The 10,856-nt window shown below is 71.6% G+C and carries 12 protein-coding genes; 9 read left to right on the plus strand and 3 right to left on the minus strand.

The window, feature by feature from the left end:
- Window positions 1-43: 43 nt before the first annotated feature.
- The 3 genes from VHA72_RS03865 to VHA72_RS03875 all read left to right on the plus strand — a co-directional run bounded on the left by VHA72_RS03865 (window position 44) and on the right by VHA72_RS03875 (window position 2,062).
- Window positions 44-922: a phosphate ABC transporter ATP-binding protein gene (locus tag VHA72_RS03865; protein ID WP_325573126.1), complete on the plus strand. Its 879-nt coding sequence runs from the start codon at window positions 44-46 to the stop codon at window positions 920-922.
- Window positions 919-1,626, plus strand: coding sequence for a lytic murein transglycosylase (locus VHA72_RS03870; protein ID WP_325573127.1), 708 nt, complete (start codon window positions 919-921; stop codon window positions 1,624-1,626). Before VHA72_RS03865 ends, VHA72_RS03870 begins: the two co-directional genes overlap by 4 nt.
- A gap of 82 nt (window positions 1,627-1,708) precedes the next feature.
- On the plus strand, window positions 1,709-2,062 hold the full coding sequence (locus tag VHA72_RS03875) for a hypothetical protein (RefSeq protein ID WP_325573128.1): 354 nt from the start codon (window positions 1,709-1,711) through the stop codon (window positions 2,060-2,062).
- Window positions 2,063-2,068: 6 nt separating this feature from the next.
- Here the strand turns inward: VHA72_RS03875 and VHA72_RS03880 are convergent, their stop codons facing one another.
- Window positions 2,069-2,791, minus strand: a complete 723-nt coding sequence (locus VHA72_RS03880) for an MgtC/SapB family protein (protein WP_325573129.1) — start codon at window positions 2,789-2,791, stop codon at window positions 2,069-2,071.
- Between the two features lie 51 nt (window positions 2,792-2,842).
- Window positions 2,843-3,517 carry a M15 family metallopeptidase gene (locus VHA72_RS03885; RefSeq protein ID WP_325573130.1) on the minus strand — a complete coding sequence of 225 codons (675 nt, stop codon included), beginning with the start codon at window positions 3,515-3,517 and terminating at the stop codon, window positions 2,843-2,845.
- Between VHA72_RS03885 and VHA72_RS03890 the strand changes: the two genes are divergently transcribed.
- The 4 genes from VHA72_RS03890 to VHA72_RS03905 all read left to right on the plus strand — a co-directional run bounded on the left by VHA72_RS03890 (window position 3,504) and on the right by VHA72_RS03905 (window position 8,423).
- Window positions 3,504-3,755 carry a hypothetical protein gene (locus tag VHA72_RS03890; RefSeq protein ID WP_325573131.1) on the plus strand — a complete coding sequence of 84 codons (252 nt, stop codon included), beginning with the start codon at window positions 3,504-3,506 and terminating at the stop codon, window positions 3,753-3,755. The genes VHA72_RS03885 and VHA72_RS03890 overlap by 14 nt on opposite strands.
- Window positions 3,756-3,885: 130 nt before the next feature.
- Complete coding sequence (gene mfd / locus VHA72_RS03895) at window positions 3,886-7,431, plus strand: transcription-repair coupling factor (RefSeq protein WP_325573132.1); 3,546 nt, start codon at window positions 3,886-3,888, stop codon at window positions 7,429-7,431.
- A 12-nt stretch (window positions 7,432-7,443) separates the two neighbouring features.
- On the plus strand, window positions 7,444-8,022 hold the full coding sequence (locus VHA72_RS03900) for a DUF4916 domain-containing protein (protein WP_325573133.1): 579 nt from the start codon (window positions 7,444-7,446) through the stop codon (window positions 8,020-8,022).
- The gene (locus tag VHA72_RS03905; RefSeq protein WP_325573134.1) at window positions 8,019-8,423 is read left to right on the plus strand and encodes a MazG nucleotide pyrophosphohydrolase domain-containing protein; all 405 of its coding nucleotides are present in this window, start codon (window positions 8,019-8,021) and stop codon (window positions 8,421-8,423) included. Before VHA72_RS03900 ends, VHA72_RS03905 begins: the two co-directional genes overlap by 4 nt.
- Before the next feature lie 99 nt (window positions 8,424-8,522).
- Here VHA72_RS03905 and VHA72_RS03910 read toward each other — a convergent pair whose 3' ends face one another.
- Window positions 8,523-9,131 (minus strand): malonic semialdehyde reductase, encoded by a 609-nt coding sequence (locus tag VHA72_RS03910; RefSeq protein WP_325573135.1) that lies wholly within the window; start codon window positions 9,129-9,131, stop codon window positions 8,523-8,525.
- Window positions 9,132-9,227: 96 nt separating this feature from the next.
- Between VHA72_RS03910 and VHA72_RS03915 the strand changes: the two genes are divergently transcribed.
- On the plus strand, window positions 9,228-9,578 hold the full coding sequence (locus tag VHA72_RS03915) for a winged helix-turn-helix transcriptional regulator (RefSeq protein ID WP_325573136.1): 351 nt from the start codon (window positions 9,228-9,230) through the stop codon (window positions 9,576-9,578).
- A 102-nt stretch (window positions 9,579-9,680) separates the two neighbouring features.
- On the plus strand, window positions 9,681-10,856 hold a 1,176-nt coding region (gene eno, locus VHA72_RS03920), incomplete at its 3' end, for a phosphopyruvate hydratase (protein WP_325573137.1).

A 10,856-nucleotide genomic window follows, 5' to 3' on the forward strand; every position in this document is an offset into this window, starting at 1 on the left:
TCGCCCGGGCCCGGCACTCCACCCCCCGTCAGGATGACATCCGATGAGTACCGCCGAACCGGTCGCGACGCAGGTGATCCCGGCCGTCGCCGACCCGCACGTCCCCGGACCCACCCCACCGGACGCCCCGGGCACGGCCCCCGCCGGCCTTGCCGAGCTGGAGGCCCGCGACGTCTCCTGCTGGTTCGGCGACCGGCTGGTCCTGGACCGGGTCTCGCTGGTGATGCCCGCCGGTGGGATCACCGCGCTGATCGGCCCCTCCGGCTGCGGCAAGTCGACGTTCCTGCGCACGCTCAACCGGATGCACGAGCTGGTGCCCTCGGCCAAGATGGGCGGGGAGGTGCTGCTGGACGGTGAGGACATCTACGGGCCGCAGAAGCGGCTCACCGACGCCCGCCGCGACATCGGCATGGTCTTCCAGAAGCCCAACCCGTTCCCGGCGATGTCCATCCGCGACAACGTGCTGGCCGGGCTGCGGCTGACCGGCACCAAGGCGTCCCGCTCGGAGAAGGACGAGCTGGTCGAGCACTGCCTGCGGCTGGGCGGACTGTGGAACGAGGTCAAGGACCGCCTCGACGCTCCCGGCGGCGGCCTCTCCGGCGGCCAGCAGCAGCGGCTGTGCATCGCCCGGTCGATGGCGATCCGACCGCGGGTGCTCCTGATGGACGAGCCGTGCTCGGCGCTCGACCCGACCTCCACCCGGGTGATCGAGGAGACGATGACGTACCTGGCCCAGGAGGTCACCATCGTGATCGTCACCCACAACATGCAGCAGGCCGCGCGGGTCTCGGACCGGTGCGCGTTCTTCCTCGCCTCGCAGGGCACGCCCGGCGTCATCGTCGAGCACGGTGAGACCGAGGCGATGTTCACCAACCCGCAGGACCCCCGCACCGCCGACTACGTCAACGGCCGCTTCGGGTGAGCCTGCGGCCGCTGGTCTCGCTGGCGGCCTCGCTGCTGGCGATCTCGATCGTCGGGTACGTCGTCTGGACGCTGGCGAGTGCGCCGGGGGTCGCGCCGATCGGGGACCTGGTCGGGGCGGTCTCGCCGGTCCCGGCTGCCCCGGCTGCCCCGGACGGGGCGCCGACGGCGGCCGCGGCCACACCGGCGGTGGGCGGCTCCGGCGTACCGACGCCCGACCCGCGCTGGGTCACCCGGATGGCCTCAAGGGCGGGCATCCCGGTGCCGGCCATGCGCGCCTACGCCCGCGCTCAGCTGGCCAGGCCGGCCGGCTGCGCCCTCGGCTGGACCACGGTTGCCGGCATCGGCTGGGTGGAGTCCCAGCACGGCACCCTCGACGGCCGCGCCCTCGGCGAGGACGGCGTGCCCTCGACGCCGATCGTCGGCCCGGCGCTGACCGGTGGGCTCGACCACGCCTACGGACCGATGCAGTTCATCCCCTCGACCTGGGCGCGCTGGGCCAGCGACGGCGACGGGGACGGGCGTGCCGACGTCGACGACCTCGACGACGCCGCGATGGCCGCGATGCGCTACCTGTGCGCCTCCGGCCAGGATCTGGCCAGCGGCGCGGGCTGGTCCCGCGCGGTCTTCTCCTACAACCGCTCCCAGGACTATGTGAGCCAGGTGTACGCCGCGGCCTCGGCGTATGCCGCTCGCACCCGCTGAAAGCCCTGTGGATAACGCGGATCCCTCGTCGGCGCCCCGTGCCACACTGGTTCCAGGACGGCCCGATGAGAGGAAGTGATCGATGTCCGACCCGCAGACCTGGACGCTCATCGGCGTCTTCGCGGCCGCCCTGTTCGGCATGCTCGGCGTGCTCGGCGGCTGGTTCCCGCGGCTGCTGCGCGCGGACCTCAGCGGCGTCGAGGGCCGGTTGACCGGCCGGATCGACTCGGTCGAGTCCAGGTTGACCGGCCGGATCGACTCGGTCGAGTCCAGGCTGACCGCTCGGATGGACTCGGTCGAGTCCCGGCTGGACGCGCGCATCGACAAGCTCGAGATGCGCATCGACTCCGTCGAGTCCCGACTGGCCACGAAGATCGACCATCTCGACCGGGACATCTCGGCCATCGCCAAGCGGGTCTTCCCCGACGAGGGCTGAGGCGCCCTAGTCACGACGCCCGGCGTCGATGTCCTCGGCGTCGACGTCCAGCACCCCGTGCAGGCTGCTCAGCGCGCCCGCCAGCGAGGCGAGCGGGCCGCGACCCTGCACCAGCATGGTCACCGACACGATGTCGCTGCGGTCCTCGTCGCGTCGGGAGGCGAGGTGGTTGACCGAGAACCCTCGCTCGGTGCACTCCGTCAACACGTTGCGGAGCACGCCCTGGCCGTCGCGGTAGGTCAAGCGGAGCGCGGCCGGCGAGAAGCGACTCCCCGGAATCCGTCGGACCAGCGCGGTGAAGCCGGGCACGATGACGAAGTAGAGCACCGTCGCCGCCACCGCCAGCAGTGGCAGTCCACCGCCGGCGGCCATCCCGATCGCGGCGGTGATCCAGATCGAGGCGGCGGTGGTCAGCCCGGAGACGACGTCGCGGCGTACGAAGATCAGGCCGCCTCCGATGAAGCCGATCCCGCTGACGATCTGCGCCGCCACCCGGGACGGGTCGAGCACGATGCGCTGCGCCTCGAGCACGTCGGTGAAGCCGTACTTCGACACCAGCATGAACAGCGCCGCCCCGACGCCCACCAGGGCATGGGTGCGCAGACCGGCTGACTTCTGCCGCAGCTCGCGCTCCAGCCCGATGCCGGAGGAGAGCACGAACGCGAGCGCCAGCTCGGCCAGCTGCCCCCAGCCCTGACCGAGCGGCTCGCCGATGATCAGCGGTGCCACAGCCTCACGGTGCCCCGGGACGGCGCGCGGCATCCGCGGCCGGCGCCGACGTCAGCGGCCGTTGGCGCTGAAGTGCTCGTAGTCCTTCAGGCCGTGCCAGTCGCCACCCCAGCCCCAGCCGACCGCCTCGAAGGCCGCGACCACGGGGCCGCCGGCCGTGATGATCCCGGAGGCCTTCCGGTCCCGGTCGAGGTACCAGGAGGCGAGCTCGGGCAGCACCCGGGCGCCCTCGGCGTAGGGGTTCTGGAACGGGTCGACGTCGATGGCCAGGCCGTACGCGTGCTGGCTGAACCCGCTGGTCTGCCCTCGCACAGGTCGGCAGTTGAACGCCGAGGTGTTGTTGCCGTCCCCGGTCGGCGGTGCCTCGGCCTCCGCTTTCGTGGTGATGTGCATCTGCTCGATCGGGAAGTCGGCGTCCCACAGTCGATGGAACACCGTCACCATCGCCGTCGCCGCGGACCGCTCGACCAGCAGCTCGCCGGTGTGGCGTGCGCCGTCGAAGCCGCGGAACGTCACCCGCACCCAGTCCAGATCCGCCGCGCTCACCGGACAGCCGGGCTCCCACGTCGAGCGGGCGATCACCTCGGCCGGCGCTCGCTCGACGCGGGACGCGAAGCCGGTGCCGGGCAGCTCCGGCACGCTGTCGGGCAGCGTCCAGGCCCGGTGTCGCAGCGCCCGCGGCGTCGCCCGTACGACGCCGAACCCGTCGGCGGTGGTCGGCAGCACGCGGGTGCCCAGCCACGCCGGCGGAGTGCTTCCCGGCGGCGGTGACGAGGCCGGTGCCGGAGCCGACGACGAGGACGCCGGCGATGCCGGAGCCGACACGCTCGCCGGCGCGGAGGTCGGCGGCTCCGGCGAGGCTGCCGGCCCGCCGCCGCACCCCGCCAGCGCCAGCACCAGCCCCGCTGCCGCCATCACCCGGATCACCGAGCCGAGGCTAGCCCGGGCATGCTCATCGAGGTAGGCAGCCCAACCGCCGCTTCCCCAGCGGAGTTCCGCGAGGGAGGTGCGGGTTCGCCCTGCCTACCTCGACATACCTCGACGAACCGACGCAGCCGGCGCGCCATCTGGGGCCCCACCTAGACTTGGCCCACGTGACCCTCGCCGCCCTTGCCGATCTGGTCCTCGCCGAGCCGACCCTGGCCGGAGTCCTGGAGGAGGCGCGGGGCGGACGGATCGCGGCGTTGGACGTGACCGGCCCCGAAGCGCTGCGGCCGTTCGTGGTCACCGGCCTGGTGCGCGCTGGTCGCACCGCGCTCGTGGTCACCGCCACCACCCGCGAGGCCGAGGACCTGCTCGCCCATCTGGGCAGCTTCCTGGAGCCGGAGCAGATCGGCTACTACCCCAGCTGGGAGACGCTGCCTCACGAGCGGCTCAGTCCGCGCTCGGACACCGTCGGCCGCCGGCTGGCGGTGCTGCGCCGGCTCGTCCATCCCGAGGGTGAGCCGATCCGGGTCGTCATCGCCCCGGTGCGCAGCGTGCTGCAGCCGCAGGTCAAGGGGCTGGGCGACCTCGAGCCCGTCGAGGTGCGTGCCGGCGCGCCCGCCGAGCTCGACGACGTGGTCCGCCGGTTGGTCGACGCCGCCTACAGCCGGGTCGACCTGGTGGAGAAGCGCGGCGAGTTCGCGGTGCGCGGCGGCATCGTCGACGTCTTCCCGCCGACCGAGGAACACCCGCTGCGGGTGGAGTTCTGGGGCGACGAGGTAGAGGAGATCCGAGCGTTCTCGGTCGCCGACCAGCGGGCACTCTCGGGCGAGCCGAAGCAGCGGCTGTGGGCACCGCCGTGCCGCGAGTTGCTGCTGACCGACGACGTACGCGCTCGGGCCAAGGCGCTCGGCGAGGCGCACCCGGCCCTGGTGGAGCTGACCGACAAGATCGCCGCCGGCATCGCGGTGGAGGGCATGGAGTCGCTGGCGCCGGTGCTGGTCGACGAGATGGAGCTGCTGGTCGATCTGATGCCCGAGGACACCCACGTCCTGGTCCTCGACCCGGAGCGGGTGCGACGACGGGCCCACGACCTGGTCGCCACCAGCGAGGAGTTCCTGGGGGCGTCGTGGGCGGCCGCGGCGGGCGGGGGAGCGGCCCCGATCGACCTCGGTGCGGCGTCCTATCGCGACCTGGCCGACGTGCGCTCGCACGCCATCGCGCAGGGCAAGCCCTGGTGGTCGATGAGCCCGTTCGGCATCGGCTCCGACGAGGTGGCGCAGCTCAGCGCCGACACCGCCGGCGTACCGACTCGGACACTGCCGTTCAGGGCGGCCGAGCCCTACCGCGGCGACATCGAGGCGGCGATCAAGGACGTGGCCGGCTGGCGCTCGGACGGGTACCGGACCGTGATCGTCCAGCCGGCACACGGGCCGGCGCAGCGCACCGTCGAGGCGCTGGCCGAGCACGACGTTCCGGCCCGGCTCGCGATCGACGGCGACACGGCCATCGAGCCCGAGGTGGTGACCGTCCTGCGGGGCAGCATCACGCACGGCTTCGTGGACGAGTCCCGGCTGCTGGCGGTGCTCACCGGCGAGGACATCTCGGGGCAGAAGAGCTCCACCCGCGACATGCAGCGGATGCCGGTGCGGCGCAAGCGCCAGATCGACCCGCTGGAGCTCAATCCCGGCGACTACGTGGTGCACGAGCAGCACGGCGTGGGCCGGTTCGTGGAGATGAGGCAGCGCGAGGTCGGCGGCGCCGTCCGTGAGTACCTGGTCCTCGAGTACGGCGCCTCGAAGAAGGCGGGTCCGCCCGACCGGCTCTACGTCCCGGCCGACAGCCTCGACCAGGTCACCCGGTACGTCGGCGGCGAGCAGCCCAGCCTCGACCGGCTCGGCGGTGCCGACTGGGCGAAGCGGAAGAGTCGCGCGAAGAAGGCGGTCCGCGAGATCGCCGCCGAGCTGATCAAGCTCTACGCCGCCCGCCAGGCCACCAAAGGCTACGCATTCGGACCGGACACCCCCTGGCAGCGCGAGCTGGAGGACGCGTTCCCGTACCAGGAGACGATCGACCAGCTGACCACCGTCGACGAGGTCAAGAGCGACATGATGCGCTCGGTGCCGATGGACCGCCTGATCTGCGGCGACGTGGGCTACGGCAAGACCGAGATCGCTGTGCGGGCGGCGTTCAAGGCGGTCCAGGACGGCAAGCAGGTGGCGGTGCTGGTGCCGACGACGCTGCTGGTCACCCAGCACCTGAGCACGTTCGTGGAGCGGATGTCGGGCTTCCCGGTCACGCTGCGGGGGCTGAGCCGGTTCCAGACCGACAAGGAGGCCAAGGAGGTGCTGGCCGGCCTGACCAGCGGCGAGATCGACATCGTCGTGGGCACGCACCGGCTGCTCAACCCGGACATCAGGTTCAAGGACCTCGGTCTGATCATCGTCGACGAGGAGCAGCGCTTCGGCGTCGAGCACAAGGAGCAGATGAAGCGGCTGCGCACCTCGGTCGACGTGCTCTCGATGAGCGCCACGCCGATCCCGCGCACCCTGGAGATGGCGATCACCGGCATCCGCGAGATGTCCACGATCACCACGCCGCCCGAGGAGCGACACCCGGTGCTCACCTACGTCGGCGGCTACGAGGACCGGCAGGTCATCGCCGCGATCCGTCGCGAGCTACTGCGTGAGGGCCAGGTCTTCTACATCCACAACCGGGTGCAGTCGATCGAGAAGGCGGCCGCCCGGATCCGCGAGCTGGTGCCCGAGGCGCGGGTCGCCACCGCGCACGGCCAGATGAACGAGAAGCAGCTCGAGCAGGTGATGCTCGACTTCTGGGAGAAGCGCTTCGACGTACTCGTCTGCACGACGCTGGTCGAGTCCGGCCTGGACGTCTCGAACGCCAACACCATGATCATCGAGCGGGCCGACACCCTGGGCCTCTCCCAGCTGCACCAGCTGCGCGGCCGTGTCGGCCGCAGCCGCGAGCGCGCCTACGCCTACTTCCTCTACCCGAGCGAGAAGCCGCTGACGGAGACCGCCCACGAGCGGCTGGCGACGCTTGCCCAGCACTCCGACCTGGGCGGCGGCATGGCGATCGCGATGAAGGACCTCGAGATCCGCGGCGCCGGCAACCTGCTCGGTGGCGAGCAGTCCGGCCACATCGCCGACGTCGGCTTCGACCTCTACGTCCGGCTGGTCGGCGAGGCGGTCACCGAGTTCAAGGGCGAGAGCGAGGTGGAGCTCAACGAGGTCCGCATCGAGCTGCCCGTCGACGCGCACCTCCCGCATGGCTACATCCCCTCCGAGCGGCTGCGACTGGAGATGTACAAGCGCCTGGCCGAGGTCCGCTCCGACGAGGACGTCGACGCGATCAACGAGGAGCTCCTCGACCGGTACGGCGAGCCGCCCGTGGAGGTCGTCTCGCTGCTCCTGGTCGCCCGGTTCCGGGCCCGGGCGCGGGCCGCCGGAGTCGGGGAGGTGACCATCGCCGGGAAGAACGTCCGCTTCGCCCCGGTCTCCCTGCCCGAGTCGCGGGTGGTCCGGCTCAAGCGGCTCTACCCGGGCGCGCTGGTCAAGGACCAGCTCGACACGATCCTGGTCCCGCGGCCGGTCTCGAAGGGCTTCCCGGCCAAGCCGCTGGACGGCATCGCACTGCTGGAGTGGGCGCGCGGGGTCATCGACGCAGTGGTGGACCCCGCCGTGGCCCCGGTCTGACAGGATCACTCCATGACGATGGAGGCGTTCGGCGAGGAGTCCTTCGGCGAGGAGCCGCGTTGGCAGCCGCCCCAGCGTGAGCCCGGCTGGCTCTCGGAGGAGGAGCTGGCCGAGACCCGTGGCCGCATCCCCATCCTGTACGTCGAGGCACTCCCGGTGCGGGTCGACCCCGACGGCCGGGTCAGCGAGGTCGGGTTGCTGCTGCGGGGCTCGCCGCTGACCGGCACCATCACCCGGTCGCTGGTCTCGGGGCGGGTGCTGCACGGCGAGCGGATCCGGGACGCGCTGATGCGGCACCTGGAGAAGGACCTCGGCCCGACGGCGTTCCCGGTGCTGCCGGCCGCCATCGTCCCGGCCGCGGTCGCGGAGTACTTCCCCTGGCCGGGGGAGCGGCTCAGCGACCCGCGCCAGCACGCCGTCGCGCTGGCCTACGTCGTACCGGTCACCGGAGAGTGCCAGCCCCGGCAGGACGCCCTGGAGCTGAGTTGGATGACCCCCGAGGAGGCGGCCAGTGATGCGACGACCGCCGACCTCGAGGGCGGTCGGGGGGCGCTGCTGCGCCAACTGCTGCACCACGTCTCGGCGCTATGAGCAGCCAGGCCGGGGGCGAGGGCCTGGTCGAGTTCCTCGCGACGATGCGGCTGATGCGCGAGCGGTGCGCCTGGAAGGCATCGCAGACGCACGCCTCGCTGGCGCGCTACCTGCGCGAGGAGGCCGACGAGGTGCTGGAGGCCATCGAGGAGGGCGATCCCGAGCACCTGTGCGAGGAGTTGGGCGACCTGCTGTTGCAGATCTACTTCCACGCCGCCATCGCCGAGGAGAGCGGGCAGTTCACCATGGACGACGTGGTCGCCGGGCTGCACGCCAAGATGGTGCGCCGCAATCCGCACGTCTTCGATCCGGCGGTGGCCGCCGGCGGCCCCTACACGATCGAGCAGATCGAGGAGCAGTGGCAGGCCGCCAAGGCCGCCGAGCGCAAACTGTCACCGTGATAGTTCGCGGGGTGGGTGACACTTCCAAACGTGCACCCACGACGCAAACTGTCACGGTGACACTTTGGAAGTGTCACCGTGACAGTTTGGCGAGCGAGCTCAGGCCCAGGCGACGGCCTGCTCGACCGGGACGCGGGGCAGCCGGTCGAACCACGGGTTCTCACCCGGGTGGCCGATGTTGACCACCATCAGGGTGGTCCACTCGCCCTCGGGGAAGAACTCCTTGTCGATGGCGTCCTTGTCGTAGCCGGCCATCGGGCCCGCCGCAAGCCCAGCCGCGCGGACGGCGAGGATGAACGCGCCGGCCTGCAGGGCGGCGGAGAAGTTGCCGGCGCCGTGGCGCGCGGCCTCGTCGGCGGCGAAGTAGTCCTTCATCTCCGGCCGGATGGGGAAGACGGTCGGGATCTGCTCGTGCCAGAGCTTGTCGTAGGCGATGATCGCTGTCACGGGTGCGGCGGCGGTCTTGGCCTGGTTCCCCTCGGCCATCAGCGGGACGAGGCGGTCCTTGCCGGCCTGGGTGCGCACGAAGACCACCCGCATCGGCTGGGTGTTGGCCATCGTGGGCGTGAAGCGGGTCAGCTCCCAGATGTCGCGCAGCTCCTCGTCGGACACCGGGGTGTCGGCGAAGGTGTTGGACGTGCGGGCGCCGGTGAAGACGATCTGGCGGCCGCGCTCGTCGAGCTTCTCGAGCGTGATCGTGTCGGTCATGCTGCTTTCAACTCCTGGGTTGCTCTGTTCATTCCTGTAACTACGGAAATAAAAGTAACACGGAGTTCAGAGGCAGGGCGAGGTAGGATCGGTTACATGACCGCCACCGCCGAGCATGAGCCGCGTGCCTGCAACGCCGCGCTCACGCGTGCCTTCGGCTTCCTCGGCAAGCGTTGGAACGGCGTCCTGCTCGGCACCCTCGCCGGCGGCCCGCTGGGCTTCGCCGAGCTCAAGCGCGCGGTCTTCGGCATCAGCGATTCGATGCTCTCCGAGCGCCTGGCCGAGCTCGCCGGGGCCGGGCTGCTGGAGCGCGAGGTCGAGCCCGGTCCGCCGGTCTCGGTCAGCTACCGCCTCACCGACTCCGGGGCCGCGCTGCTGCCGGCGCTGGAGGCGCTCACCACCTGGGCCGAGGAGAACCTCCCCGAGAGCGGCTGCCCCGGCTCCTGAGCATTACCAGTCGGTACGCCGGACGGTGCGTCCCGGCCGGGCCCGGCCCCCACTAGGCTTGACGCCCGCACGTCCTACCGCCGACCCCAGGAGCACATCACCGTGGCAGCCATCGAAGCCGTCGGAGCGCGCGAGATCCTCGACTCGCGCGGCAACCCCACCGTCGAGGTCGAGGTCCTCCTCGAGGACGGGACGTTCGCCCGCGCGGCGGTCCCCAGCGGCGCCTCCACCGGCGCGTTCGAGGCTGTCGAGCTCCGCGACGGCGACAGCCGCTACGGCGGCAAGGGCGTCGAGAAGGCGGTCACCGCCGTCGTCGAGACCCTCGCGTCGGCCATCGAGGGCCTGGACGCCTCCGACCAGCGCGAGATCGACCAGGCGATGCTGGCCGCCGACGGCACCCCGAACAAGGGCAACCTCGGCGCCAACGCCATCCTCGGCGTCTCCCTCGCCGTCGCCCGGGCCGCGGCCGACTCCGCCGGGCTCCCGCTCTACCGGTACGTCGGCGGCCCGAACGCCCACGTCCTGCCCGTCCCGATGATGAACATCCTCAACGGCGGCGCGCACGCCGACACCAACGTGGACATCCAGGAGTTCATGATCGCGCCGATCGGCGCACCCACCTTCCGGGACGCGCTGCGCTCCGGCGCGGAGGTGTACCACGCGCTCAAGAGCGTGCTGAAGGGCCGCGGCCTGGCCACCGGCGTCGGCGACGAGGGCGGGTTCGCCCCCGACCTGCCGAGCAACCGGGCTGCGCTCGACCTGATCGCCGAGGCGATCGAGAAGGCCGGCTACCGGGTCGGCACCGACGTCGCCCTGGCCCTCGACGTGGCCGCGTCGGAGTTCTTCGAGAAGGGCTCCTACACCTTCGAGGGCGCCGCGAAGACGGCCGCCGAGATGAGCGCCTACTACGCCGATCTGGTGTCGTCGTACCCGATCGTCTCCATCGAGGACCCGCTCAACGAGGAGGACTGGGACGGCTGGAAGACGATCACCGACGAGCTCGGCGCCCAGACCCAGCTCGTCGGCGACGACCTGTTCGTCACCAACGTCGAGCGGCTCGCCCGCGGCATCGCGGGTGGCCAGGCCAACGCGCTGCTGGTCAAGGTCAACCAGATCGGCTCGCTGACCGAGACCCTCGACGCCGTCGAGCTGGCCCACCGCAGCGGCTACGCCTCGATGATGAGCCACCGCTCCGGCGAGACCGAGGACACCACCATCGCCGACCTGGCGGTGGCGACCAACTGCGGGCAGATCAAGACCGGCGCCCCGGCGCGCTCC

It is taken from the genome of Nocardioides sp., from assembly GCF_035547795.1.
Lineage (GTDB): Bacteria > Actinomycetota > Actinomycetes > Propionibacteriales > Nocardioidaceae > Nocardioides.

What these genes read in the sequence shown, in the direction of transcription:
- VHA72_RS03865 (WP_325573126.1), top strand. Translation starts at nt 44, where the DNA reads ATGAGTACCGCCGAACCGGTCGCGACGCAGGTGATCCCGGCCGTCGCC.
- VHA72_RS03875 (WP_325573128.1), top strand. Translation starts at nt 1,709, where the DNA reads ATGTCCGACCCGCAGACCTGGACGCTCATCGGCGTCTTCGCGGCCGCC.
- VHA72_RS03900 (WP_325573133.1), top strand. Translation starts at nt 7,444, where the DNA reads ATGACGATGGAGGCGTTCGGCGAGGAGTCCTTCGGCGAGGAGCCGCGT.
- VHA72_RS03905 (WP_325573134.1), top strand. Translation starts at nt 8,019, where the DNA reads ATGAGCAGCCAGGCCGGGGGCGAGGGCCTGGTCGAGTTCCTCGCGACG.
- VHA72_RS03910 (WP_325573135.1), bottom strand. Translation starts at nt 9,131, where the DNA reads ATGACCGACACGATCACGCTCGAGAAGCTCGACGAGCGCGGCCGCCAG.
- VHA72_RS03915 (WP_325573136.1), top strand. Translation starts at nt 9,228, where the DNA reads ATGACCGCCACCGCCGAGCATGAGCCGCGTGCCTGCAACGCCGCGCTC.